Source organism: Amycolatopsis sp. NPDC003731 (assembly GCF_053586895.1).
This window is the reverse complement of record NZ_JBSFNC010000032.1, coordinates 1-24,056: the sequence shown is the minus strand read 5'-3', so window position 1 is coordinate 24,056 and position 24,056 is coordinate 1. Positions and strand designations below refer to the sequence as shown.

23 protein-coding genes and 1 pseudogene are annotated in these 24,056 nt (G+C 71.4%); 12 read left to right on the top strand and 12 right to left on the bottom strand.

Annotated elements, in window-relative coordinates; translation table 11 throughout:
* Positions 1-4 precede the first annotated feature (4 nt).
* Positions 5-967 (top strand): MCE family protein, encoded by a 963-nt coding sequence (locus ACWDN5_RS16150; protein WP_310967007.1) that lies wholly within the window; start codon positions 5-7, stop codon positions 965-967.
* A gap of 53 nt (positions 968-1,020) precedes the next feature.
* Here the strand turns inward: ACWDN5_RS16150 and ACWDN5_RS16145 are convergent, their stop codons facing one another.
* Positions 1,021-1,431 carry a PaaI family thioesterase gene (locus ACWDN5_RS16145; RefSeq protein ID WP_449676849.1) on the bottom strand — a complete coding sequence of 137 codons (411 nt, stop codon included), beginning with the start codon at positions 1,429-1,431 and terminating at the stop codon, positions 1,021-1,023.
* 67 nt (positions 1,432-1,498) lie between these two features.
* On the opposite strand from ACWDN5_RS16145, the gene ACWDN5_RS16140 reads away from it, so the two are divergent.
* Positions 1,499-1,921 carry a MarR family winged helix-turn-helix transcriptional regulator gene (locus tag ACWDN5_RS16140; RefSeq protein ID WP_449676848.1) on the top strand — a complete coding sequence of 141 codons (423 nt, stop codon included), beginning with the start codon at positions 1,499-1,501 and terminating at the stop codon, positions 1,919-1,921.
* A gap of 6 nt (positions 1,922-1,927) precedes the next feature.
* Here the strand turns inward: ACWDN5_RS16140 and ACWDN5_RS16135 are convergent, their stop codons facing one another.
* Together ACWDN5_RS16135 and ACWDN5_RS16130 are read right to left on the bottom strand one after the other, a co-directional pair.
* Entirely contained in the window at positions 1,928-2,659 is a 732-nt protein-coding gene (locus ACWDN5_RS16135; RefSeq protein ID WP_310967004.1) for a class I SAM-dependent methyltransferase, read from the bottom strand.
* A complete protein-coding gene (locus ACWDN5_RS16130; RefSeq protein ID WP_310967003.1) occupies positions 2,656-3,576 on the bottom strand; it encodes a proteasome assembly chaperone family protein in 921 nt (306 codons plus the stop codon). The genes ACWDN5_RS16135 and ACWDN5_RS16130 overlap by 4 nt, the downstream gene beginning before the upstream one ends.
* A 173-nt stretch (positions 3,577-3,749) precedes the next feature.
* Here ACWDN5_RS16130 and ACWDN5_RS16125 point away from each other — a divergent pair, with 173 nt between their 5' ends.
* From ACWDN5_RS16125 to ACWDN5_RS16095, 7 genes are all read left to right on the top strand, one after another.
* Entirely contained in the window at positions 3,750-4,259 is a 510-nt protein-coding gene (locus tag ACWDN5_RS16125; RefSeq protein ID WP_310967002.1) for a PH domain-containing protein, read from the top strand.
* Positions 4,260-4,369: 110 nt separating this feature from the next.
* A complete protein-coding gene (locus ACWDN5_RS16120) occupies positions 4,370-5,830 on the top strand; it encodes a PH domain-containing protein (protein ID WP_310968452.1) in 1,461 nt (486 codons plus the stop codon).
* 101 nt (positions 5,831-5,931) lie between these two features.
* A complete protein-coding gene (locus tag ACWDN5_RS16115) occupies positions 5,932-6,600 on the top strand; it encodes a family 16 glycoside hydrolase (protein ID WP_449676847.1) in 669 nt (222 codons plus the stop codon).
* 121 nt (positions 6,601-6,721) lie between these two features.
* On the top strand, positions 6,722-7,507 hold the full coding sequence (locus tag ACWDN5_RS16110) for an IclR family transcriptional regulator (RefSeq protein ID WP_310967000.1): 786 nt from the start codon (positions 6,722-6,724) through the stop codon (positions 7,505-7,507).
* 31 nt (positions 7,508-7,538) lie between these two features.
* The gene (locus tag ACWDN5_RS16105; RefSeq protein WP_449676846.1) at positions 7,539-8,042 is read left to right on the top strand and encodes a GNAT family N-acetyltransferase; all 504 of its coding nucleotides are present in this window, start codon (positions 7,539-7,541) and stop codon (positions 8,040-8,042) included.
* Positions 8,043-8,176: 134 nt separating this feature from the next.
* Positions 8,177-8,374: a hypothetical protein gene (locus ACWDN5_RS16100; protein ID WP_004561810.1), complete on the top strand. Its 198-nt coding sequence runs from the start codon at positions 8,177-8,179 to the stop codon at positions 8,372-8,374.
* Positions 8,374-8,790 carry a VOC family protein gene (locus ACWDN5_RS16095; RefSeq protein WP_449676892.1) on the top strand — a complete coding sequence of 139 codons (417 nt, stop codon included), beginning with the start codon at positions 8,374-8,376 and terminating at the stop codon, positions 8,788-8,790. The genes ACWDN5_RS16100 and ACWDN5_RS16095 overlap by 1 nt, the downstream gene beginning before the upstream one ends.
* Positions 8,791-9,026: 236 nt before the next feature.
* Here the strand turns inward: ACWDN5_RS16095 and ACWDN5_RS16090 are convergent, their stop codons facing one another.
* The gene (locus tag ACWDN5_RS16090; RefSeq protein ID WP_310973177.1) at positions 9,027-10,412 is read right to left on the bottom strand and encodes a sugar porter family MFS transporter; all 1,386 of its coding nucleotides are present in this window, start codon (positions 10,410-10,412) and stop codon (positions 9,027-9,029) included.
* Between the two features lie 261 nt (positions 10,413-10,673).
* Here ACWDN5_RS16090 and ACWDN5_RS16085 point away from each other — a divergent pair, with 261 nt between their 5' ends.
* Positions 10,674-13,421: a cellulose binding domain-containing protein gene (locus ACWDN5_RS16085; protein WP_449676845.1), complete on the top strand. Its 2,748-nt coding sequence runs from the start codon at positions 10,674-10,676 to the stop codon at positions 13,419-13,421.
* 340 nt (positions 13,422-13,761) lie between these two features.
* Here the strand turns inward: ACWDN5_RS16085 and ACWDN5_RS16080 are convergent, their stop codons facing one another.
* Genes ACWDN5_RS16080 through ACWDN5_RS16060 form a run of 5 tightly spaced genes read right to left on the bottom strand, consistent with a single transcriptional unit; the run spans position 13,762 to position 18,633 of the window.
* A complete protein-coding gene (locus ACWDN5_RS16080) occupies positions 13,762-14,763 on the bottom strand; it encodes a zinc-dependent alcohol dehydrogenase family protein (protein WP_449676844.1) in 1,002 nt (333 codons plus the stop codon).
* A gap of 25 nt (positions 14,764-14,788) precedes the next feature.
* Positions 14,789-15,493, bottom strand: a complete 705-nt coding sequence (locus tag ACWDN5_RS16075; protein WP_449676843.1) for an HAD family hydrolase — start codon at positions 15,491-15,493, stop codon at positions 14,789-14,791.
* Entirely contained in the window at positions 15,490-16,302 is an 813-nt protein-coding gene (locus ACWDN5_RS16070) for a carboxymuconolactone decarboxylase family protein (RefSeq protein ID WP_449676842.1), read from the bottom strand. The genes ACWDN5_RS16075 and ACWDN5_RS16070 overlap by 4 nt, the downstream gene beginning before the upstream one ends.
* 31 nt (positions 16,303-16,333) lie before the next feature.
* Positions 16,334-17,131, bottom strand: coding sequence for an AfsA-related hotdog domain-containing protein (locus ACWDN5_RS16065; protein ID WP_310973183.1), 798 nt, complete (start codon positions 17,129-17,131; stop codon positions 16,334-16,336).
* Positions 17,132-17,163: 32 nt separating this feature from the next.
* The gene (locus tag ACWDN5_RS16060) at positions 17,164-18,633 is read right to left on the bottom strand and encodes a hypothetical protein (RefSeq protein ID WP_449676841.1); all 1,470 of its coding nucleotides are present in this window, start codon (positions 18,631-18,633) and stop codon (positions 17,164-17,166) included.
* A gap of 532 nt (positions 18,634-19,165) precedes the next feature.
* On the opposite strand from ACWDN5_RS16060, the gene ACWDN5_RS16055 reads away from it, so the two are divergent.
* Positions 19,166-20,338, top strand: coding sequence for a cellulose-binding domain-containing protein (locus ACWDN5_RS16055; RefSeq protein WP_310973187.1), 1,173 nt, complete (start codon positions 19,166-19,168; stop codon positions 20,336-20,338).
* 9 nt (positions 20,339-20,347) lie between these two features.
* Here the strand turns inward: ACWDN5_RS16055 and mgrA are convergent, their stop codons facing one another.
* Positions 20,348-21,343 (bottom strand): L-glyceraldehyde 3-phosphate reductase, encoded by a 996-nt coding sequence (gene mgrA, locus ACWDN5_RS16050; protein ID WP_449676840.1) that lies wholly within the window; start codon positions 21,341-21,343, stop codon positions 20,348-20,350.
* A gap of 34 nt (positions 21,344-21,377) precedes the next feature.
* Positions 21,378-22,571 (bottom strand): AGE family epimerase/isomerase, encoded by a 1,194-nt coding sequence (locus ACWDN5_RS16045; RefSeq protein WP_449676839.1) that lies wholly within the window; start codon positions 22,569-22,571, stop codon positions 21,378-21,380.
* 169 nt (positions 22,572-22,740) lie between these two features.
* On the opposite strand from ACWDN5_RS16045, the gene ACWDN5_RS16040 reads away from it, so the two are divergent.
* Positions 22,741-23,868 carry a lytic polysaccharide monooxygenase gene (locus tag ACWDN5_RS16040; protein WP_449676838.1) on the top strand — a complete coding sequence of 376 codons (1,128 nt, stop codon included), beginning with the start codon at positions 22,741-22,743 and terminating at the stop codon, positions 23,866-23,868.
* A gap of 94 nt (positions 23,869-23,962) precedes the next feature.
* Here ACWDN5_RS16040 and ACWDN5_RS16035 read toward each other — a convergent pair.
* A pseudogene (locus tag ACWDN5_RS16035) lies at positions 23,963-24,056 on the bottom strand (hypothetical protein); the annotation flags it as partial.

The following is a 24,056-nucleotide window of genomic DNA, read 5'->3' as shown; positions in this document are numbered from 1 at the left end:
CGCCATGTCAAATCCGGTCAGGACGGCCGTCGCGGGCCTGGCCGTGCTGGCCTTGGGCGTGGTGACGGCGCTGAACGCGCGGTCGCTGCCGGTGCTCGGCGACGGGACGACCTACGCGGCCGAGTTCACCGAAGCGGCCGGGCTGAGCGCCGGCAACGACGTCCGCATCGCCGGCGTCGAGGTGGGGCGCGTGTCGGACGTGCGCCTGCGCGGCGACCACGTGCTGGTTTCGTTCCGGGCCAAGGGAGCTTGGCTCGGCGACGCGACGGGCGCGGCGATCCGGCTGAAGACGGTGCTGGGCCAGAAGTACCTCGCGCTCGATCCGCAGGGCGAGGGCACGCTCGACCCGGGGTCGCCGATCCCGCGGTCGCGCACGACGGTGCCGTACGACATCCTGGCGGCGTTCGGGGAACTGTCGTCCACAGTGGACCGGATCGACACCGCGCGGCTGGCTCGCAGCTTCGACACGCTTTCGTCGACACTGGCGAACACGCCGCAGAGCGTCCGCGCCGCCCTCACCGGGCTATCCCGGCTTTCGGACTCGCTCGCCTCGCGCGATAGGCAGCTGACTGCGTTGCTGGGCAACACGCGCGTGATTTCGCAGACGCTCGTCGACCGCGACGCGGCGGTGCGCCGGCTCCTGGAGGACGGCAACGAACTGCTCGCCTCGGTGAGCAACCGCGAGGCGGCGATCAGCCGGTTGCTCGACGGCTCGCGGCGGTTGTCGTCGGAGTTGTCGGGGCTCATCGGGGAGTCGCCGGTCGAGCCGTTGCTGACCCAGCTGGACCAGCTCACGTCGATGCTGCAGCGCAACCAGGACGCGCTGGCCGCGGGGATCCGGGGGTTCGCGCCGTTCGTGCGGCTGGGGACGAACCTCGCGGGGAACGGGCGGTGGATCGACGGGTACCTGTGCGGGCTGGTGCTGCCTTCGTTCGGGCCGCTGAACGAAGAAGGCTGCCACGGCTAAGGCCGGAAGCTGGCAGGGCCGGTGCTCAGCGAAACACCGTGACCAGCCACTGATCAGTCGTGCACCACCCGGGCGCTTCCTTGCGCAGCGGCGCACAGCACGGGCTCCCGACCTTCGTCCACTGTGTACAGATCACACCGGCAGGTGGCTGCCGATCGCCCCGCTCGCAGCACGACAGCGCGGGCCCGCAACATCGCCCCCACCGCCGGTCGCAGGTAATCGATCGTGAACCCGGCCGTCAGCAACGCGGGCCCCAGGACGGTTCCGGCAGCGAACGTCAACGCGTTGTCGGCGGCATACGCCAGCACGCCACCGTGGAGGAACCCGTTCTGCTGCTTCAGCTCCTCGCGCACCTCCAGCTCCAGCGTGGCCGCGCCGTCGCCGAACTCGGTGAGCCGCGCGCCGAGCAGGCGGCTGAACGGCTGCCCGGCCAATCCCGCCCGAGCCGCTTCGAGATCCAGCATGTCACCCCTCACTTCACTAGTGAAGTGAGAATGGCGCGGCCGAGCGGACACTGTCAAGATCGAGGGCGTGCCCGAACCCGACCAGCGCCTGTTCTTCCTCCTCCAGCAAGCCGCCCACCGGCTCCGCGTGGCCGCCGACCGGCGCTGCCTGGCCGCCGCCGGGATCACCACCGCCCAGCTCGGCGCCCTGTTCGCCGTGCGCGAAGGCGGCCTGACCCAGCGAGAGCTCGCCGCGCGGCTCGGTCAGCGCGAATCGGCCGTGACCGCCATGGTGACCCGGCTGGTGGACGCCGGCCTCGTCGGCAAGAACACCCATCCGCACGAGCACCGCGCGGTCGTCCTGGAGCTGACCGCCGCCGGCGAGGACGCGCTGGTCCGCGTCGCGCCGGAGATCGAGGAATTCAACGCGCAGCTGCGCGCGGTACTCGGCGAGGCCGGCTTCCGGCAAACCGCCGAAGCCGTCGGCAAGCTGGCCCGCCGGGAGTGGTGAGCCGAGCTAGGCCACGATCAGCCGGAAACCCGCGTCCCACTCCGGCAGATCGAGCAGGTCCGCGTGGTCCGCGTGCCACCGCCCCGACTCCAGGTCCTCCCGCAACCGCGCGATCCCCCGCGAAACCGCCGCCGGCGAGGTCTGGGCCAGGGCCGAGCACGACTGGCGCACCCCCGGGTCCAGGTACGCCTCCGGCCGGCGCCAGTACGCCGGGAACACTCCGTCCGTGAAGTCCCACGGCACCGGCAACGGCACCACCGCCGACGCCCCGAGGAAGTCCGCGATCTCCGGCGCCGAAGGCCGGGACGCCTCCAGCGCGGCGACCTCCGGCACGTACTCCCGCACGAACCAGAACTCGCTGTGCAACGCCGTGTCGTACGCCAGGACGACCTGCCGTGCCGCGACCCGGCGCAGCTCGCGCAACCCCGCGCGCCAATCCGGCCAGTGGTGCACCGTCAGCACCGCCAGCGCCGCGTCGAACGTGCCCGGCGCGAAGGGCAGCGCCTCCGCGACCGCGCGGACCACCGGCGCCGCCCCCGCCGCGCGCTGCCGGATCATCTCCGCCGACGGCTCGACCGCCACGACGTGCCGTGAAGGCGGTTCGTACGAGCCCGTCCCCGAGCCGACGTCCAGCACCGAAGCCGCGGGACCCAGCGCCGACAGCACCGGCGAGAGCCAGCGCGGGTCCGTCCGCCGGCCGCGTGCGTAACCGACGCCGATCTCGTCGTATCGCGTCATCCGCGCTCGGGGCCGTCGCCGCCGTTCTGCTCCGCGAGGAACCTTTCGAACTGCGAACCGAGCTCTTCCGCCGTCGGCATGTGCTCGACCGACTCCGCCAGCAGGCTGCCGCGGTCGGACGCCTCGATGAACGTGTCGTACTGCCGCTCGAGGGCGCGGACGACGTCGGCGATCTCGTCGGACTCCGCGACCTGCCGGTTGATCTCGGCGTCCGCCAGGTCCGCGGCCGCGCGCAGCTCGCCCTCGGGCAGGCTCAGCCCGGTCGCCCGGCTCAGCGCGTCGAGCACGATCAGCGACGCCGCCGGGTACGTCGACTGCGCCAGGTAGTGCGGCACGTGCGCGGCGAAGCCCATGGCGTCGTGGCCCCACTCGCCGAGCCGGTACTCCAGCAGCGCGGCGAGGCTGCCCGGCACCTGCAGCCGGTTCGGCAGCTGCTGGTTGTCGACGACCAGGTCCTTGCGGGTCGCGTGCGCGGTGACGCCGAGCGGGCGGGTGTGCGGCGCGCCCATCGGGATGCCGTGGAAGCCGGCGGTCAGCCGGACGCCCCAGCGCTCGACCAGGTTCCGGACCGCCGCGCTGAACCGCTCCCAGTCGTGGTCCGGCTCCGGGCCGGACAGCAGCAGGAACGGCGTGCCGTCGGCGTCGTGCAGCAGGTGCACCACCAGCTCGGGCGCGTCGTAGTCCTCCCAGTGGTCGACCGCGTAGGTCATCGTCGGCCGCCGCGAGCGGTAGTCGATGAGCCGGTCGACGTCGAAACGGGCGACCACCCGGTGCTCGCCGCCCAGGAGGTGCTCCGCCAGCAGACGGCCCGCCGAGCCGGCGTCCATGAACCCTTCGAAGTGGTGCAGCAGCACCGCCCCGGTCAGGTCGGGGACGTCCGAGTCCACCTCGTACAGGTCGTCGGGATCGAGTCCCACCTGATCCTCCTGCTCGCCGCTATACCAATCCGTCAAGCACAACACACCCCGGGTGGGATTCCATTCCGCCGACGGTGTCGCCGATCGTAACGCCACGCGATCGAGGCCGGTTCGGATCGCCATCGTGACAACTGTCGTGGGCGCGCAAGGCACCGATCGGGCACGCTTGACCCGTGAGCGAACACACCACGAACACGGCGCTGCGGCTGCGGCCGCCGGCGCACCGGGTCAGCCGCCGGGCCATCGGCTACTGGACGGTGACCGCGTCGATCCTGTGGATCATCCTGGTCGGGGTGCAGACGCTCATCGTCGTGACCAGCGACGACGCGCCGTCGTTCCTGACCGTGACCCTGGTGCTCTCCTGCGTGCTCGGCCCGCTGCACCTGATCGTGATGCCGCAGTGGCGCTACCGGGTGCACCGCTGGGAGGTCACCGACGAGGCCGTCTACACCCAGGCGGGCTGGCTGAAGCAGGAGTGGCGGATCGCGCCGGTTTCGCGGATCCAGACCGTCGACATCGAGCGCGACCCCTTCGAGCAGCTGTTCGGACTGGCGAAGATCACCGTGACGACGGCGTCCGCGGCGGGCCCGCTGCGGATCTCGGGCCTGGCGCACGACCGCGCGCTCGCCCTGGCCGACGAGCTCACGAAGACGACCCAGGCCGTCCGGGGCGATGCGACGTGAGCCCCGCCGACGCACTCTTCCCCGCGGAGGCGGCAGAAAGCACCGCCGAAGTGCTCACCCCGCCCGCCGAGGGCACGCAGGACGCGCCGTGGCACCACCTCGACCGGCGCATGCTGCTCATCCGCCCGGTGCTGGACCTGGTGAAGTCGCTGCCGGTGCTGCTGGGCGCGCTGCTGTTCGGCCACGGCGAACCGTGGCAGTGGATCGGTCTCGTGTTCACCGCGATCGCCGTGTTCACCGGCGTCTCGCACGTGCTGACCTCCCGCTACCGGATCACCGAGGCGCAGGTCGAGTGGCGCACCGGGCTGCTGCAGCGCAAGCACCGGGCCATCCCGCGCGACCGGATCCGCACGGTCGACGTCACCTCGGAACCGAAGCACCGGCTGTTCTCGCTGGCCGCCGCGCGGATCGGCACCGGGCGGCACTCGCACGGCAAGGGACCGGGCAAGGACGAGCTCGTCCTCGACGCCGTCACCATCGCCGAGGCCCAGCGGCTGCGGACGCTCCTGCTGCACCGCAAGGCCGAAGCCGTCTCCGAAGAGGCCGCCGCGCCGCCGGAGCAGCTGATCGCCGCGGTCGACAAGCGGTGGCTGCGGTACGCGCCCTTCACGCTGTCCGGGCTGGCCGTGGTCGGTGCGGCGGTCGGCACGGTCTACCACTTCGCGCACGAACTGCACTTCGACCCGATCCAGTTTTCGCTGGTGCAGGCCGTCGTCGGGCACTTCGCCGACACCCCGGTGTGGCTGAGCCTGGTGCTCGCCGCCGCCGGGCTGCTGGTGCTCGTCTCGCTGCTGTCCGTCGGCGGGTACGTCCTCTCGTTCTGGAACTTCCGGCTCACCCGCGAGCCCGCCGGCACGCTGCACATCCGGCGCGGGCTGATCACCACGCGGTCGGTGTCGATCGAGGAGGACCGCCTGCGCGGCGCCGAAATCCGCGAGCCGCTGCCGCTGCGGCTGGCCGGCGGTGCCCGCTGCGTCGCCATCGCCGCCGGCCTGCGGGAGGGCAAGAGCGCGGACAAGGGCGGCAGCCTGCTGCTGCCGCCGGCGCCGCTGGCCCGCGCGCACGAGGTCGTCGCCCGGGTGCTGGGCGAGGACCCGGCCGCGACGCCGCTGGTGCGCCACCCCCGCCGGGCGCTGTACCGGCGGCTGTCCCGGGCCGTGCTGAGCGTGCTGCTGCTCGCCGCGGCGCTCTACGGCCTGGCGTGGCTCGGCGCGCTGCCGGATTGGCCGTGGCAGGTCGCGCTGGTGCTGGTGCCGGTCGCCGCGCTCGTCGGCTGGGACCGCTACCGCGGCCTCGGCCACGCCCTCACCGGCCGGTACCTCGTGACGCGGTCGGGTTCGCTGGACCGCGGCACGGCCGCCGTCCGCTGCGACGGGATGACCGGGATCGTCGTCGAACGCTCGTACTTCCAGCGCCGGGCCGGGCTGGTCACGCTGATCGCGCCGGTCGCCGCGGGCAAGGGCAGGTACCAGGTGCTCGACGTCGGCGAGGCCGACGGGCTGGCGCTCGCCGACCGGGCCGTCCCCGGCCTGCTGACGCCGTTCCTCACCGGTGACCGGGACCGCGGTTGACGCCCGGCCCGGGCCGCTCCTAACGTGAAAATCCGCCGTCCGAACCCTCGATTCGCGTTCGACGAGAGGACGGCAGGATGTTCCGGAAGCTTCTCGGTGTGGTGGCCGCGGGGATCGTCGCGGCTTCGGTCCCGGCGCCGGCCGCGGCGGCCGAAAACCCTTATGGTGACCCGAATCTGGTCTCGATGTTCGACGGAACCGACCTGAGCGCGTGGACGTCGTCGAAAGCCGGGCTCTGGTCGGCGAAAAACGGCGTCATCCACGGCAATGGCACCGCGCGCGGCTGGTTGTACTACAACAAACAGCAGGTCGGCACGTTTCGGTGGATATTCAATGTGCGGCAGGTCAAGGGCAACCACAAACCGACCGTGCTGATCTGGGGCACCACCGATCCGATCCGCGACGCACTGAGCGCCATCCAGTTCCAACCGCCGAACGGGGGACATTGGGACTACCGGCCGGGGCACAACAACGGCGGCGGGAAACTGTTCCGGCAACTGCCGCACACCAGCATCGACATCAAGAAGTGGGCACAGTGCGAGCTGATCGGCGACGCCGCCACCGGGGTCGCGCGGATGGCCTGCTGCCCGCTCACCGGCACGGCGATCACCTGCAAGGGCGTGGAAGTGCTGCAGTTCACCGACAAGACGGCCGGGCGCGTCGGCCCGCTCGCGCTGCAGGTGCACAACTCGGGGATCCAGGACGAGTACCGCGGCCTGTACGTGGAGTCACCCGTGGTGACGAAACCGGGCGAGTTTCTCACCATGTGACGTCCGGTGCGCCGGCGATGGCCCTATTCCGGGCCATTGCTGGCCTTCCTTTCACACTACGTGCTAATTTATTCACCCCGTGTGATAGCGAAGGTCGTTTTTGTCTCACCGAGAGGTCACGATGACGCCTGCCGTCAGTACCGTCGACGGTTCCGCCACCACTTCCCCCCGGCGCACCCCCGGTGCCAGCAGTTCCCGCAAGGTCCTCCAGTTGCTGCTGGCCTTTTCGGAGCGCCGGTGGGAGGCGAGCGTCGCCGAGCTGGCCGCGACGATCGGCACCCCGGTGGCGACGACCTACCGGTACGTGGCCCTGCTCAAGGAGCTGCAGCTGCTCGAGGAGGGCCGGGCCGGCCACTACCACCTGACGAGCCAGGTGATGCCGCTGGCGCGGGCCGCCCAGCTCGCCAACGACATGGTGCAGCTGGCGCGGCCGGCCATGGAGGAGGCCGCGCGGGAGCTCGGCGAGACGGTGATGCTGTTCCAGCGGTTCGGCGACGCCGCCGTGTGCGCGGACCGCGTCGAGTGCGACCGCGCCATGCGGTTCACGTTCGAGCCGGGCCATTCGCTGCCGCTCGGCGTCGGCGCGTCCGGCAAGATGCTGCTCGCGCTGCTGCCGGAGATCGAGCGTGACCAGCGGTGGGCGTCGATCGTCGCGCAGCGCGGCGCGGCCGTGCGCGACGAGCTGAAGCAGGCGCTGGAGAACCGGTACGCGGTCAGCTCCGGCGAGCTCGACGAGGGTGTCTGGGCCTGTTCGGTGCCGGTGCAGACGATCGGCAGGCGGCCCACCGTGCTGAGCCTGGCCGGCCCGGCCGCCCGGATCACCGAAGAGGCCCGGCAGGCGGCGATCACCGCCCTGCAGGAGTACGCGATCCGCATCCAGCGGGCGATCGCGTCTTATTCGCTGTGAGAAATCCGCGCGGGCGCGTAGAACTGCCCGGGTGATCCGGCTCGCGCGTCCCGACGACCTGCCCGCGCTCATCGACGTCGAGCGCGAGGCGGGTGCACTGTTCCGCGACGTCGACATGGCGGCGATCGCCGACGACGACCCGGGTTCGGTGGAGTCGCTGGCGGTTTTCCAAGCGGCGGGCCGCGCTTGGGTGAGCGCCGACTCCGCCGACCGGCCGGTGGCCTACCTGATCGCCGAGGTCGTCGACGGGTGCGCGCACATCGAGCAGGTGTCGGTCCGGCCGTCGCACGCGCGGCGGGGAATCGGCCGCGCGCTGATCGAGACGCTGGCGGAGTGGGCCCGTGCGCGCGGATTGCCGGCGTTGACGCTCACGACGTTCGAAACCGTGCCGTGGAACGCGCCGTACTACGAACGGCTGGGGTTCCGGGCCGTCCCGGAGGCGGAAATCGGCGACGGACTGCGCTCGATCCGCCGGGCCGAGATCGCCCGCGGCCTCGACGCCTGGCCGCGGATGGCCATGGTTCGCCCGCTCTGACCTGGCCTTTTGCCCGTTGGTCCCCTAGTTGAGGGAGAGAGTGGCGCGGGCGGTCGAACATGTGTTCTACTGTGCCTTGCCGGTCCCGGAGGGGGAAGCTCCGAGGGCCGGCCCACCAACTTCGGGAGGTAGTCGTGGCGGTCAAGATCACCCACCTGACGAACGGCCAGCAGGTCCGGTTCGCCAACGCGGACGGGGCCCGCCGGTACGCCGAGATCATGGGCGGCGGCGTGGACAAGTGGCGCTTCACGGTCGTCCCCGAGGACCCGATGCTCCGGAAAATGTCGGACTCGGTCGTTAACGTGCCGGTATGGCGCATGACTTCCAGGTAGTGGTGGATTCGGCCGACCCGCACGCGCTCGCCGACTGGTGGGCCGAGACGCTCGGCTGGTCCGTGGAACCGACGGACGCGGACTTCGTCCGCGAGATGATCGCGAAGGGGTACGCGACGGAGGAGGAAACCCGGACGTACCGGGGCTCGCTGGTGTGGAAAGCGGGAGCGGGCATCCGGCACCCGGACTCACCACCGGAGGGCCCGCCACGGCGGATCCTGTTCCAGGAGGTCCCGGAGGCCAAGACGGTGAAGAACCGCCTCCACCTGGACGTGTGGGTGGGCGCGGACAACGTCGAGGGATCGGTCGAGAAGCTGAAGGCACGCGGCGCGGAGTTCCTGTGGCGGGGGCGGCAGGGGCCACACAGCTGGGTGACGATGGCCGACCCGGAGGGGAACGAGTTCTGCGTTTCGTGAGGCCGGGGCCGGGGCCGGGGCCGGGGCCGGGGCCGGGGCCGGGATGAGGCTAGGTCGGCGGCGGGCTGGGGGCCGCCGCCGACCTCGGCGACGTCCGGTCCCGATCACGCCACTCCCGCGCTGGAGCGCGCGAGTTCCGCTCAGCCGCCACCAGCACCAGCGTCGCGAATGACTCATTCGGGACCTCCGACGTCCCGAATGAGTCATTCGCGGCACCGGGTTGGGCCACCCGGGGGTCAGCTCTTGGCCGCGACGCCCTGGCGCGCCCGCAGGTCGAGCTCGATCTGCTCCAGCGTGCGGCCCTTCGTCTCCGGCACCAGCCACTTGGTCAGCACGAACAGCACCACGTTCACCCCGGCGAAGAGGAACATCGAACCGCCGATGCCGAGGGACTTCGGGTCGGAGATGATCGGGAACACCGCGCTCACGATGCCCGTCGCCGCCCAGAGGACCACGCTGCTGACACCCATGCCCGTGGCCCGGTACTTCAGCGGGAACACCTCGGACATCATCACCCAGACGACCGCGCCCCAGCCGAGCTCGTAGCCGACCAGGTAGAGCACCATCATCACCAGCATCAGCAGGCCGCGCGTGCCGGTGTCGTGGACGTTCAGCACCACCAGGCCGGCCCCCACCAGGGTCAGCACCATGATGACGTTGCCGATGAGCAGCAGCGGCTTGCGGCCCCAGCGGTCCACCACGAACACGACCCACGCGGTGAACAGGAACTTCGTGACGCCGAGCAGCACGCCGGACAGCAGCGCGGCCTGCGTCGCGAACCCGAGGCCGATGAGCATCGTCGGGAAGTACGCGTTGATGGCGTTGACCCCGCTGAACTGCTGGCCGATCGCGAGCAGCAGGGCCACCACGAGCATCGGCCGGACGAACCCGGAGAACAGGTCGCGGATCCGCGGCTTCTCCTCGGTGTCGAGCCGGATCACCTCGTGGATGGTCGCGATCTCCTCGTCGAGGTTCACCGCGTTGCCGTGCGCACTGGCCAGCACCCGCCGGGCCTCGTCCTCCTGGCCGTTCTTGACCAGCCAGCGCGGCGTCTCCGGCAGGAACACCAGCCCGACGAGCAGGACCACCGCGGGCACGATCGCACCGGCGAACATCCAGCGCCACGCCGAGATCGGGCCGAGCCAGTAGCTGACCAGGAACGCGATCAGGATGCCCAGCACGATGAAGATCTGGTTGAGCGCGCCCATCGCGCCCCGCCACTTCGCCGGCGCCAGTTCGGACAGGTACGTCGGGACGGTCGACGACGAAAGGCCGATGCCCAGCCCGATGACCAGCCGCGAGAGCACCAGCAGCACGAACGTCGGCGAGAAGCTGGCCGCCAGCGTGCCGACGATGACGATGCCCGCGGCGACCATGATCGTGCGGCGCCGGCCGAGGGCTTCGTTGGTGCGGCTGGACAACAGCGCGCCGACGATCGCGCCGACCGACAGGCTGGCGGTGATCACGCCCTTGTCCCAGCTGGTCAGTGCCCACAGTTTCCCGATGAACGGGAGCACCCCGGAAATGACGCCGAGGTCGTAACCGAACAGGATGCCGCCGAGCGCGCCGAAGAAGTACAACGTGGTCCGCCCGATGTGCCGCGCCGGGGCTGCTTGCGTCATTGCCGGGTCGCCTCTTTCGTAGGTCCAGTCCAGCCAGCGGCCACCACACTCACACGCCGGAAAATGGCGGGCAAGAAGATCCGTGATAACAATTCAGAAACCTGATCGACGTTCACGTATGTGATTCCGGCATATCCGGCGCCGCCTGCCGGGAAATCCACTGTGGACGGTGTCGATCGCCGAAATCGTCGAACGCTTTACAACGCTCCGAACGCTGGTTTACCGTCCCTCTGGAAGCGCTCCCAGAGTGTGGAGGCCACAGTGCACAACGTCGTGCCAGCAACGCATTCCCCGTCCAGGTTCCGCTCGGCGAGACGGCTGCTCGCCGGCGCGCTCGCCGTGCTCGTGCCGGTCGCCGTCGCGGTCACCGTCGGCGCGCCGGCCTCCCCGGCCGCACCGGCGGCCACCACGTGGCGCAACGCCGAAATCGCCGGCGGCGGGTTCGTCCCCGGCATCGTCTTCAACCAGACCGAACCCGGGCTGGTCTACGCCCGCACCGACATCGGCGGGGCGTACCGGTGGAACACCGCCACCGGCCGCTGGCTCCCGCTGCTGGACTCGGTCGGCTGGACCGACTGGGGCCACAACGGCGTCGTCAGCCTGGCCACCGACTCCGTCGACCCGAACCGGGTCTACGTCGCCGCCGGGATGTACACCAACAGCTGGGACCCGAACACCGGCGCGATCCTCCGTTCGGCCGACCGCGGCGCCACCTGGCAGGCATCCGCGCTGCCGTTCAAGCTCGGCGGCAACATGCCCGGCCGCGGCATGGGCGAGCGGCTCGCGATCGACCCCAACCGCAACAGCGTCCTCTACCTCGGCGCGCCGAGCGGCAACGGGCTCTGGCGCAGCACCGACTCCGGTGTCACCTGGGCGAAGGTGACCAGCTTCCCCAACCCCGGCAACTACGCGCCCGACCCGAGCGACACCACCGGGTACTCCAGCGACATCGAAGGCGTCACCTGGGTGACGTTCGACCCGGCGACCGGCACCCGCGGCAGCACCACGCAGACGATCTACGCCGGGGTGGCCGACAAGCAGAACACCGTCTACCGCAGCACCGACGGCGGCACGACGTGGGCGCGGCTGGCCGGCCAGCCCACCGGGTTCCTGGCGCACAAGGGCGTCCTCGACCCGGTCGGCGGCTACCTCTACCTGGCGACCAGCGACACCGGCGGCCCCTACGACGGCGCGAAGGGCGACGTCTGGAAGTACGCCACGAAGACCGGCACCTGGACGCGGATCAGCCCGATCCCCTCCGACAGCAGCGACGACTACTTCGGCTACAGCGGGCTGACGATCGACCGGCAGCACCCGAACACGCTGATGGTCGCCACGCAGGTGTCGTGGTGGCCGGACGTCATCTTCTTCCGCAGCACCGACGGCGGGGCCACCTGGACCCGGATCTGGGACTTCTCCAGCTACCCGGACCGGTCGCTGCGCTACACGCAGGACATCTCCTCGGTGCCGTGGCTGACCTTCGGCACCCAGCCCGCTCCCCCGGTGCCCTCGCCGAAGCTCGGCTGGATGACCGAGTCGGTGGAGATCGACCCCTTCGACTCGAACCACCTGCTGTACGGCACCGGCGCGACCATCTACGGCACGTCCGACCTGACGAAGTGGGACAGCGGCGGGAAGATCACCCTGAAGCCGGTCGTCGGCGGGCTCGAGGAGACCGCGGTGCTCGACCTGATCAGCCCGCCCTCGGGCGCTCCGCTGCTCTCGGGCCTCGGCGACATCGGCGGGTTCCGGCACGACAGCCTCGACGCCGTCCCGGCCACCATGTACACGCAGCCGGTGTTCACCACGACCACCAGCCTCGACTACGCCGAGCTGTCGCCGGCGACGATCGTGCGGGCCGGCACGCTCGACCGGTCCGCGCGGCCGAACGACAACCGGATCGCCTTCTCCACCGACGGCGGCAAGAACTGGTTCCAGGGCGCCGAGCCGGGCGGCAACGCCGGCGGCGGCACGGTGGCCGCGGCCGCCGACGGCAGCCGGTTCGTCTGGAGCCCGGACGGCGCGAACGTCAGCTACTCGGTGGGCTTCGGCTCGTCGTGGACGGCGTCGGCGGGCATCCCGGCGGGCGCGGTGGTCGAGTCGGACCGGGTCGACCCGAAGCGGTTCTACGGGTTCGCGGCGGGCAAGTTCTACGTCAGCACCGACGGCGGCGCGAAGTTCACCGCGACCGCGGCCACCGGGCTGCCGTCCGGCTCCGCCCACTTCAAGGCGATGCCGGGCGTGGCCGGGGACGTCTGGCTGGCCGGCGGCTCCGGTACGGCGTACGGCCTGTGGCACTCGACCGACTCCGGAGCGTCCTTCACGAAACTGGCGAACGTCACCGAAGCCGACAACATCGGGTTCGGCAAGGCCGCTCCCGGCCGGACGTATGCGACGTTGTACACGATCGCCGAAATCGGCGGGGTGCGCGGGATCTTCCGCTCGGACGACGCCGGAGGGTCGTGGACGCGGATCAACGACGACCAGCACCAGTACGGCAACATCGGGGCGGCGCTGACCGGCGACCCGCGGGTGTACGGCCGGGTGTACGTGGGCACGAACGGCCGCGGCGTGATCATCGGCGAGTCCGGCGGCAGCGAGCCGCCGCCTCCGACGAGCACCACGCCGACGACGACCACCCCCACCACGACCACGACTCCGACGACGACCACGACTCCGGTGCCGTCGGGTTCCTGCACGGCGGCCTACACGGTCACCAGCCAGTGGCAGGGCGGCTTCCAGGCTTCGGTGAAGCTGGGCAACACCGGCACCGCGGCGGTGACGGGCTGGACGGCGACGTGGACGTTCGCCGACGGCCAGCGGGTGACCCAGGCGTGGAACGCGCAGGTCACCCAGGCCGGCGCGGCGGTGACGGCCCTGGACGCGGGCTGGAACAAGACCATCCCGCCGGGTGGGAGCGCGGAGTTCGGCTTCACCGGGAGTTCGGGGATGGTGAACTCCCGGCCGGGCGCGATTTCGCTCAACGGCCGGTCCTGCACGACGTCCTGAGCCGGTGCCGCGAATGACTCATTCGGGACCTCGGAGGTCCCGAATGAGTCATTCGCGACCTTCCGTCGCGCGGGCGAAGGGGGTTTCAACCCACCCCCAGGCGGTTGAAACCCCCTCCCCGCGCCCCCAGTCCCGGGGTCTACCGCCCGAGCAGCCGCAGCCTGCTCGGGTGGCGTCCCCGGTGATGTCCACTCTTCCTGGTGCCGATGGCCACCGCCATTCCTGCCCAAAGGGGACTTTTTCACTCCCCCACAACCTCGCTGACCTGCGAAAACAGGGCTCACGGGTACCGAAAATACCCACCCGGGCCGGCAAAACTTACCCGGCGGGCAGCGGCGGCTCAGGCGCTCTCCAGCACGACCTTCCCGAGGTGGGTCCCGGACTCCAGGTGCTTGAGCGCCTCGGCCACCTCGTCGAAGGCGAACCGGCGGTCGACGACCGGCCGCAGACCGGTCCGCTCGATCGCGGTGTTCATCGCCCGGAACGTCTCGCGGGAGGCGTTGGTGAGGCCGCGCAGGGTCAGCTGCTTGACCAGCACCAGGATCGGGTCCGCGCCACCCTCGTGGGTCAGGACGCCGGCGACGCTGATGTGGCCGCCGTACCGCGCGGCGAGCATCGACTGGCCGATCGTGCCGCCGCCGCCCACGTCGACGACGTGGTCGACGCCGCCGCCGGTCAGCTCCGCCACCGCGGCACCCCACTCCGGGGTGGTCGCGTGGTTGAGCGTCTCCGCCGCACCGAGCGCGCGCAGCCGCTCCAGCTTCTCGTCCGAGCTCGACGTCGAGACGACGTGGGCGCCGCCGAGCGCGGCGAACTGCAGCGCGAACGTCGACAGCCCGCCGCTGCCCAGGGTGAGCACGGTCTGCCCCGGCGTCAGCCGGCCTTCCTCGACGACCGCCCGCCACGCCGTCACGCCGGCGCTGGGCAGCGTGGCGGCTTCCGCGTAGTCCAGGTGCGCGGGCACGGCCACCAGGGCGTCCTCGGCGAAGACGGCGTACTCCGCGAGCACGCCGTCGAGCGTGCCGCCCAGGTCGTCCGCGGTCTTCTCCGGCGTGCCGGGCCCGGCCAGCCAGTCCGGGAAGTACGTCGCCGCCACCCGGTCACCCGCGGTCCAGGCCCGCACCCCGGCCCCGACCGCGACGACCTCGCCCGCGCCGTCGGACAGCGGGATCACGTCCGGCTTCACCGGCTTCGGGTAGAACCCCTTGAGGATCATCAGGTCACGGGCGTTCAGCGCCCACCCGCGCAGGCGGACCAGGACCTGCCCGGGACCGGGTTCGGGCACGTCACGCTCGCCGAGGACGAGCCCGGCACCGGGACGGGGCAGGGAAAAGAACTTCACAGCGGCTCCAAGGGGTCGGCAACACTCATCGACGAGGCCAGTGTGTCGAAGCCGCGAGCTCGCCGTCGACGATGGCCAGCAGTTCCGGGGTCAGTTCGGTGAGCGACGTGGCGAAGTGGCGGACGCCGTACGAGGCCATGAACTCCCGCTGCCGCGCGTGGGCGGGGCTCGACGGGAACCCCACGAACCCGGCGCCGTGCGCGCGGGCGTCCTCGGCCACCCGGCTGACGTCGTCGACGAAGACGATCTCGTCGAACCCGACGCCGAGCACGGTCCGCGTGATGTGGTCGACGCCCGGCCGGTGCTCGTTGATGCTCACGTAGGGCACCTCGGGATCCAGCAGGTCCACGAAGTCGCCGAGGTGGTGGTCGAAGGTGTGCTCGCGGGTGCGGCCGCCGTAGCAGACCAGCCGCACCGGCAGCTTCGACAGGGCCGCCAGGCACTCCCGCGCGCCTTCGGCCACCCGGATCGGGTGCTCGGCCAGGTAGTCCTGCCGCGCGGCCCACAGCTGCTTCAACGTCGCCTCGGCCGGCTGGTTCAGACCACAGAGCGCGGTCACCTTTTCGGCGACGACGATGTCGCGCAGCCCGATGACGTCCCGCTCGGCCGCGGCGTCGTACACCCCGCCGTGCTCGGTGACGAACCGGGCGAGCATGGCCAGGTAGGTGTCGTCGATGAGCACGCCGTCGCAGTCCAGCGCGACCACGCGCAGCTTGTCGAAGCCGCTCACCGCTGCGCGAACACTTCGCGCGCGGCCGCGATGGCGTTGAGCGCGGCCGGGAAACCGCAGTAGAACGCCAGGTGCAGCACGGTCTCCACGACCTCCTGCTCGGTGCCGCCGACGTTGAGCAGCCCGTGGATGTGCACCTTCAGCTGCGGCAGCGCGGTGCCCAGCGCGACGCACGCGGCGATCGTGACGATCTCGCGGTGGCGCAGGCTCAGGTGCGGCCGGGAGTAGATCTCGCCGAAGGTGAATTCGACGATGTAGGTGGCCAGGTCGGGGGCGATGTCCCGCAGCGCCTCGGCGACCCGCTCCCCCGCCTCGCCGTCGACTGCCTTCATCGCCGCCAGGCCGCGCTCGTAGCGGTCCTCGATGCCCGCCCAGGGCAGGTCGGCGGCCTCCTCGGGCTGCCGCTCCTCCTCCGGCAGCCCTTCGAAAGCCGCCTTGAGCGCCGTCAGGGCGTTGAGCGTGGCCGGGAACCCGGCGAACGAGCTGACGTGGATCACGGCCTCGATCAGCTGGCGGCGGGTGCAGCCGACGTTGAGCGCGGCCTTGGCGTGGAACTGCAGCTGCGACCCCGCGTAGCCGAGCGCGGTGAGCGCGGCGACCGTGGCCAGCTGCCGTTCCGGCAGCGGCAGGCCAGGCCGGTGGTAGACGTCGCCGTAGATGAACCCCACGCACTGCTCGCCGAACTCGGCCTCCCCGATGCTCTCGAACAGGTCCAGCACGGCCGGCCGGTCGGCCCCGCCGAGCTGCTGGATGAGTTTCAGGCCCTGGGCGAAGGACGCGGAGCGGTCCTGCTGCTGCAGGTCGGACATCGTGAAGTGGTTTCCCTTCCGGAGTGACGGCTCACCCGAGGTAGGCCCGGGTGGCCTGGTCGGCCTTGCGGCGTTCGAGGGTGCCGACGCGGCCCTGCGCGATCATCGAGTACTCGATGCCGGCGGTGGCCACGGTCCGGCCGTGCTGGCGCACCGACGTCGTGGCGCGGAACTTGAGGTTGGTCTCCCGGTCGAGGTCGGCTTCGACGATCAGCGATTCGACCGTGGCCGGCAGCGGGAACAGGAAGTCCTGGAAGGACAGGTCGATCCGCTTCCACACCCCGGCGTACGCGGCCGGGGCGAGACCGGGGCGGACCGCGGTCTCGAACTGCGCGATGCAGATCTGGCGCATCGCCTCGATGATCACGATGCCCTGCACGTGCTCGCCGGTGTGGTGGTCGAGGACGAGTTCGTTGTCCCGGTGGATCCGCAGCTCGGCGCGGCAGTGCGTGGGCGCGGGGCTGTGCACGCCGGCGAGCAGCACGTTCTCCGGCCGGTCCTTGTGGACGACGATCGGCGGCTCGTGCGGCAGCCGGAACGCCTCCGGATCCGCGAGGCACAAGGCTCCCTCGCTCTTGTCGCACGCGGCCTGGAGCAGGTCACCGTCGGTCGCGTCGATGCCCTGGCCGAAGTGGACGACCCAGCGGCAGTCCGGCGGCGTGAGACCGCCGGTGCCGAGCAAGGCCAGCAGGCCGGACAGGGTGAACACCCGGTCGTCGCGGGCGAACTGCGCGAAGCGGTCGGCCACCACGACGACGTCCCGCTGCTGGTCGAACGTCCGGTCCTCCTCACACGGCAGTTGCGGGCACGAGAAATCGTGCGGTGCCACTTCGGGCGCCTCCGTCCGGGTTTGCTCAGGGGTCACGGCCGCGCCGAGGCGTGGGCGTCCAGGAGTGCTTCGGCGAGGTTGCGGGCCGTCGTGGCCGAACGCCAGCGCGGCCCGGACAGCTCAGTGGCCATCAGCTTCAGCATGGCGCGCACCATGTCCGGCTGTTTGCCCACCCCCGCGTCGAGCAGCGGCTCCACCTGTGCGGCGGCGCCGTCGAGGTCGTCGAGCTGCAGGTGGGCGCGGCCGGTGTCGATCCGGATCATCGGATCCATGGCTTCCCAGCGGTTCTCCAGCGACAGCTTCTCGAAGGCCTCGCGGGCGGTGGTGAACTCGCGCAGCGCGGCGGCGGCCTGCCCGACCGAAAGCAGCGAGTTCCCGGCCATGTAGTGGCGCCGGTCCTTCGTGATGTTGAAGAAGCTGTCCTCGCCGCCGGCCCCGAGGTCCGGGTCCTCGATGGCCGTCCAGCGCGCGATCGCGTCCAGCACCTGCCGCTCGGCCTGCACCGACGACCAGCCGCGCGCCTCGGCGAGGATCAGCGGGGCGTCGGTGAGGCGCCCGGCCGCGTGGTAGTTGAGCCCGTCGGCGGCCAGTTTCGCGGACTCGATGCCGTTCCCGGCCCAGAACGCCACGCGCGCCTGCGACGTGCGCACCCAGCGCCGGGCGAGGAAGTCGTCGGCGTACTGGGTGTAGAGCCAGGCGGCGGAGTTCAGCTCGCGCGAGAGCCGGTAGCGGCCGAGGTCACCGGCGATCCACGCCATCATCGCGCTCGTCTTCGCGCCGATGAGCAGGAGGTCTTGCGTCTGCTTCGGGCGTTGCCTGCCCTTCAGCAGGGACGCCGTCCGCTCCTCGATCACGGCGAGCTGGCCGAGGATCGAGTCGGGCGCGGTGCGGGTGTAGGCGCCGCCCAGGAAGTCCAGGTCCGACCACAGGTCGTCGAGCTGGACGTCGTCCACGTTGGTCTTGGTGAGCAGGATGGCGTCGTCCAGGGCGCCGGCACCGAGCTCCTCGTCGGACCGGGCTTCGGCGCGGGTGCCGGCCCGGGTCTCGGTGAGGATGCGGGCCGACGGCGCCGCGGGCTCGGGCGACGCGACCGTGGGCTGCAGGTCGGCGTGGTACTCGGCGAGGTCCTTGGCCGGCAGCTGCTCGAGGTCCTGCAGCCCCAGCAGGCACTTCCAGCCGGTGCCGTAGACCTGGGCCAGCACCCGCAGCGCGGCGACGGTGGGCCGGACGCCGCGGTCGGGCCACTGCTCGTACTCCCAGATCCGCGTGCCGCGCATGCCCGCGCGGGGGTCTCCGGTGACGGCGTTGTACTGGTGCGCCGCGACGTCGAGCGAGAGCTCGGACGCCAGCCGCCACGCGGTGCGCGGCGGGATCCGGCATTCGACGATCAGGTTCTTCGCGACCTGGGCCGGGATCGCCTCCTCGGGGAAGCCCAAGGCGGTCAGCCGCTCGCGCAGTTGCGCGCGATAGGGCTTACTCCCAGGTTTGGCCTGTCGACTCATCGTTCATCCAACGATTTCCGGAGTACGGGGGCACGGCGCCGACCTTACCGCAGGGTCAGCTCGGGGGCTCAGGTCGGCAACGGGCGGGAACCGTGTGATTCGCGAGAAGTTGAAGATGCAACAAGGGTTTCCGATGGTTCGGCCTCGACAGACGCCCTGAGAGCGCTCCCAATTTCCGGGGCGGGAGGGCCATTTCGTGATCTTGGCGCGGATTTCCGGATTCCACCCCAACGGAGGTGTCCCGCGCCGGGTACCGGTGGCGCAGTGCGACCGGGACAAGTACTGCACGCCAACGAGTTCGGCCGTTCAGGAGCGTTCAGTGGGGACGCCGGGCGTCCCGGCTGCGGAAAACGGACCACCGGATCGGCTCGCAGCCGGGTCGCTCTTTACAAGCACGACACACCGGGGTTACCTTTCCGGCGGCTGGAAGCGCTCCCATGCCAGGTCGCCTCGCCAGAACGCGGCCACCACCCAGGGGCGTCGTGGTGCAAGCCACGACGCCCCTGTCCGCGTCCCCACGAGGAGCCACCCCATGAACAGGTTCGCCGGCGCACTGGCCGCGCTCTGCCTCGCCGCGGCGGGCACCACCGCGGTCCTCGTGGCCGGGCCGGCCACCGCCGCCCCCGCGTGCTCGGTCGCCTACCGCGTCAACCAGTGGCAGAGCGGCTACACGGCCGAGATCACGGTGACCAACGGCGCCACCGCGGTCTCGTCCTGGACGCTCACCTGGCACTACGCCGGGAACCAGGCGGTCACGTCGGCCTGGAACGCCACCGTCCGCCAGACCGGGACGGCGGTCACCGCGCAGAACCTCGCCTACAACGGGTCGGTGCCCGCGGGCGGCACGGTCTCCTTCGGCCTCCAGGGCACCTACAGCGGGACCAACGACACACCGGCGGACTTCGCGCTCAACGGCGTCTCGTGCGGCGACCCCGCACCCCCGACGTCGACCACGCCGACGACACCGACCACACCCACGACGCCGACCACCACTCCCACCACCACGACTTCCGGGCCGCCGCCCGCCGGCTGCTCGGGCGCCACGCTCTGCGACGACTTCGAGCAGCAGACGGGCAGCACCCCGGGTGGCCGCTGGACCGTCGGCGCGGCGAACTGCACGGGCACGGGCACGGTCGCCGTCGACACGGCGGTCGCGCACTCGGGCAGCCGGTCGGTCAAGGTCACCGGCCAGGGCGGCTACTGCAACCACGCCTTCCTCGGCACCGGTCTCACCGGCACCGGCCCGCTGTTCGGGCGCTTCTGGGTCCGGCACACGACCCCGCTGCCCACCGGGCACGTGGCCTTCATGGCCCTGCGCGACACCGCCGACGGCGGCCGTGACCTGCGGGCGGGCGGCCAGAACAAGGCCCTGCAGTGGAACCGCGAGTCCGACGACGCCACGCTGCCCGCCCAGAGCCCGGCCGGGGTGGCCCAGAGCGTGCCCTTGGCGACGGGCACGTGGTCGTGCTTCGAGTTCGAAGTCGACGGCTCGGCGGGCCGGCTCCGGACGTGGCTGAACTCCGCCGAGGTGCCGGGCCTGGTGGTCGACGGCGTCCCGACCCAGGACATCGACCAGCAGTGGCTCGCGAAGTCCTGGCACCCGGCGCTGACCGACCTGCGCCTGGGCTGGGAGAGCTACGCGGGCGACGCGGACACGCTGTGGTTCGACGACGTGGCCGTGGGCACCTCCCGGATCGGTTGCTGAGGGCGCCGGCTACCGGTCCAGGGCGCGCTCGATCCCGGCCAGCTCCTCGTCCGTGAACTCCAGGTTCGCGGTCGCCGCGACCGTGTTCTCCAGTTGCGCGACGCTGCTCGCCCCGATCAGCGCCGACGTGACCCGCCCGCGCCGCAGCACCCACGCGATCGCCAGCTGCGCGAGCGTCTGACCACGCCCCTTCGCGATCTCGTTCAGCGCGCGGATGGTGGCCAGCGTGTCGTCGGTCAGCCGGTCGCTGGTGAGGAACGGGCTGGCGCCCGCCGCCCGGGAGTCGGCCGGGATGCCGTCCAGGTAGCGGTCGGTCAGGAGGCCCTGGCTCAGCGGCGAGTACGCGATCGAGCCGACGCCGTGCGCGTCCAGGGTGTCCAGGAGGCCGTCTTCGACCCAGCGGTCGAGCATCGAATAGCGCGGCTGGTGGATCAGCAGCGGCGTCCCGAGCTCCCGCAGTGCCGCGAGCGCCGCCTCGGTCTGTTCCGGCGAGTAGTTCGAGATCCCCGCGTACAGCGCCTTGCCCGAACGCACCGCCGTGTCGAGCGCGCCCATCGTCTCCTCGATCGGCGTGTCCGGGTCGGGGCGGTGCGAGTAGAAGATGTCGAAGTGGTCCAGGCCGGTGCGGGCCAGGCTCTGGTCGAGGCTCGCCAGGAGGTTCTTGCGCGAGCCCCACTCGCCGTACGGGCCGTCCCACATCAGGTAGCCCGCCTTGGACGACACCAGGATCTCGTCGCGGTACGGGCGGAAGTCGGCCGCGAAGTGGCGCCCGAAGTTGGTCTCGGCCGCGCCGGGCGGCGGGCCGTAGTTGTTGGCCAGGTCGAAGTGCGTCACCCCGAGGTCGAACGCCCGGCGCAGCACCGCCCGCTGGACGTCGAGGGGCTTGTCGTCCCCGAAGTTGTGCCACAGGCCGAGCGACACGGCGGGCAGCTTCAGCCCGCTGCGCCCGGCCCGCCGGTACGGCATGTCCGCGTACCGGTCTTCGGCCGCGACGAAAGGCGACATGGTGCTCCTTCGGAGAGGGGACGGCGAACGCAGTCTAGCCGCGCGGGAGGAGCGCGCCGGCGAACGACGCCGCCGGCGGCAGTCCGGGCAGCAGCGTCGCCTGGTAGGCGTGGTAGACGTCCGGTTTGCCGGCCCACACCGTCGCGGCGGGCCGGTTGTCCGGGTCGAGTTCGTGGTGCCACGAACCGAGTTCCCGGTCGACGAAGCAGGTTTCGGCGTGCGCGCACCACTGCTCGAACCGGGCGAGGTACGCCGGGTCGCCGGTCTCCTGGTGCAGCGTCCACGCCGCGGCCATCGCCTCGGTCACCACCCAGTGCAGCCGGGTGCGCACCACCGGCGTCCCGGCGAAGTCGGTCGTGTAGACGAACCCCGGCCGCCCGTCCACGGCCCAGCCGTACCGGACGCCCGCCTCGAACAGCGCGATCGCGTCGGGCACCAGCCACGCCGGGGCGGCGTCGCCGAGCGCGCGTCCGAGGTGGACGGCCAGCCGCGCCCACTCGAAGAGGTGCCCGATGGTCGCGCCGAACGGGCGGAACGGGTGGGCGGGCTCGGCGCGGTTGAACTCGAGCCGGACGCGCCAGTCCGGGTCGAAGTGCTCCGGGAGCAGCCAGCCGTGCGCGCGGGCTTCGCCGTGGATCAGACGCTCCACAATGGACAGCGCACGGGTGGCCCACACCGCGTCGCCGGTGACGTCGGCGGCGGCGAGGAAGGCCTCCACGGTGTGCATGTTGGCGTTGGCGCCGCGGTAGTCCTCCAGGCGCGTCCAGCCGCGGTCCCAGACGTCGGCGACGAGCCCGGCCCCCGGTTCCCAGAACCGGCATTCGACGGTTTCCAGGGCCTCGGCCAGCAGCGGCCGCGCGCCTTCGGCACCGGCGGCGGCCGCGCTCGCGGCCGCCAGCACGACGAACGCGTGCTCGTAGGCCCGCTTCTCCGCCAACGCCGTGGAGGCGTACCAGCCGCCGTGCTCGGCGTCCCGCAGCGGGCCGGTGAGGGCCGCGACGCCGTGCGCGACCTGCTCGCCGGTGTCCGCGCCCTGCAGCGAGGCGAGCGCGAAGACGTGCGTCATCCGGCAGGTGATCCAGGTCTCGACGGGCCGGTCGAGCACCGGCCGGCCGGTGTCGTCGAGCCAGGCGAACCCGCCGTCCGGGTGCGCCGCGCCGCGGGCGAATCCGAGCAGCCGGGCGGGTTCGGCCCGCACCCAGGCGGGAACCGAAGACGGACTGTCCACTCTCTGCCTTTCTCACACGGGCCCGCCCTGGTCGAGGAGCCTCCGTCAAGGTAGGCCAAGGCCCCCGCCCCGGCCATCGCGGGCTGTTCCGGAAGTGACCGCCGCCGCGTATCCTGACCTTGGAAGCGCTCCCAGTCTTCGACGCACGCAACCCAATGAAGGGACTGACGTGACCAGGAGACGAAGTACCATCCTCGCCGCCGTCACCGTGCTGCTGGCGAGCCTGACCGCCATCCTGCTCAGCACCGGCACGGCCGAGGCGCACGGCGCCATGATGAAACCGGGCAGCCGGACCTTCCTGTGCTGGCAGGACGGGCTCAGCTCGACCGGCGAGATCAAGCCCCAGAACCCGGCCTGCGCGGCCGCCGTGGGGGTCAGCGGGGCCAACTCGCTGTACAACTGGTTCGGCGTGCTGCGCTCGGACGGCGCCGGGCGCACGCGCGGGTTCATCCCGGACGGGAAGCTGTGCTCGGGCGGGAACCCGAACTACGCGGGCTTCGACGGGGTCGGCAACTGGCCGCTGACCCACCTGACCGCCGGCGCCCAGTTCGACTTCTCGTACAACGCGTGGGCCGCCCACCCGGGCTGGTTCTACACCTACGTGACGAAGGACGGCTGGAACCCGAACCAGCCGCTCACCTGGGACTCGCTGGAGGACACGCCGTTCCTGACGGTGGACCACCCGCCGGTGACCGGCCAGGTCGGCACGGTGGAGGGCCAGTACAAGTGGAGCGGTGCCCTGCCGACGAACAAGTCCGGCCGGCACATCATCTACTCGGTGTGGAAGCGCTCGGACAGCGCGGAAACGTTCTACGGCTGCTCGGACGTCACCTTCGACGGCGGGCACGGCGAGGTCACCGGCGTGAAGGACCCGGGCACGGGCCCGACGACCACCACGCCCACGACCCCGACCGGGCCGACGACCACCACGCCCACCACGCCCACCACGCCGACGACCCCCACGACGCCGACGACCACGACGTCGATGCCGCAGGGCTCGTGCATGGCGATGTACGAGATCACCAACACCTGGAGCGGCGGCTACCAGGCCACGGTGACGGTGATGAACCACAGCACGAGGGCGTACACGAGCTGGCAGGTGGGCTGGACACTGCCCGCGGGCCAGACGGTCGCCAGCGTGTGGAACGGCACGCTGAACCAGTCCGGTTCGGCGGTCACCGTCCGCAACGCCAACTGGAACGGCAGCGTGGCGGCCGACGGCACGACCACGTTCGGCCTGGTCGTCAACACGACGGGAGGGAACGCGGCCCCGTCGCCGACGTGCCAGGGCACCTGAACCGTCCGGAGTGGACGGACAGCCGGGAAGGCCGCTTCGGGAACGCCCCCGAAGCGGCCTTCACGCGTTCGCGAGGCCGGCGCCGGAAGGTCGTCGACTTCACCGATCCCAGCCACAGCGGCGTCGCGCGGTCCTGGCCGTACGTCGCCAGCAGGGCCTGGGCCTCGATCGGGTCGCCCAGGGCCGTG

Excerpts from the sequence above, each read along its gene's own strand:
- ACWDN5_RS16110 (WP_310967000.1), top strand. The coding sequence starts at position 6,722 with ATGACGCCTGCCGTCAGTACCGTCGACGGTTCCGCCACCACTTCCCCC.
- ACWDN5_RS16070 (WP_449676842.1), bottom strand. The coding sequence starts at position 16,302 with ATGTCCGACCTGCAGCAGCAGGACCGCTCCGCGTCCTTCGCCCAGGGC.
- mgrA (WP_449676840.1), bottom strand. The coding sequence starts at position 21,343 with ATGTCGCCTTTCGTCGCGGCCGAAGACCGGTACGCGGACATGCCGTAC.
- ACWDN5_RS16145 (WP_449676849.1), bottom strand. The coding sequence starts at position 1,431 with ATGCTGGATCTCGAAGCGGCTCGGGCGGGATTGGCCGGGCAGCCGTTC.
- ACWDN5_RS16120 (WP_310968452.1), top strand. The coding sequence starts at position 4,370 with ATGCTGCTCATCCGCCCGGTGCTGGACCTGGTGAAGTCGCTGCCGGTG.
- ACWDN5_RS16150 (WP_310967007.1), top strand. The coding sequence starts at position 5 with ATGTCAAATCCGGTCAGGACGGCCGTCGCGGGCCTGGCCGTGCTGGCC.
- ACWDN5_RS16135 (WP_310967004.1), bottom strand. The coding sequence starts at position 2,659 with ATGACGCGATACGACGAGATCGGCGTCGGTTACGCACGCGGCCGGCGG.
- ACWDN5_RS16055 (WP_310973187.1), top strand. The coding sequence starts at position 19,166 with ATGAACAGGTTCGCCGGCGCACTGGCCGCGCTCTGCCTCGCCGCGGCG.
- ACWDN5_RS16090 (WP_310973177.1), bottom strand. The coding sequence starts at position 10,412 with ATGACGCAAGCAGCCCCGGCGCGGCACATCGGGCGGACCACGTTGTAC.
- ACWDN5_RS16060 (WP_449676841.1), bottom strand. The coding sequence starts at position 18,633 with ATGAGTCGACAGGCCAAACCTGGGAGTAAGCCCTATCGCGCGCAACTG.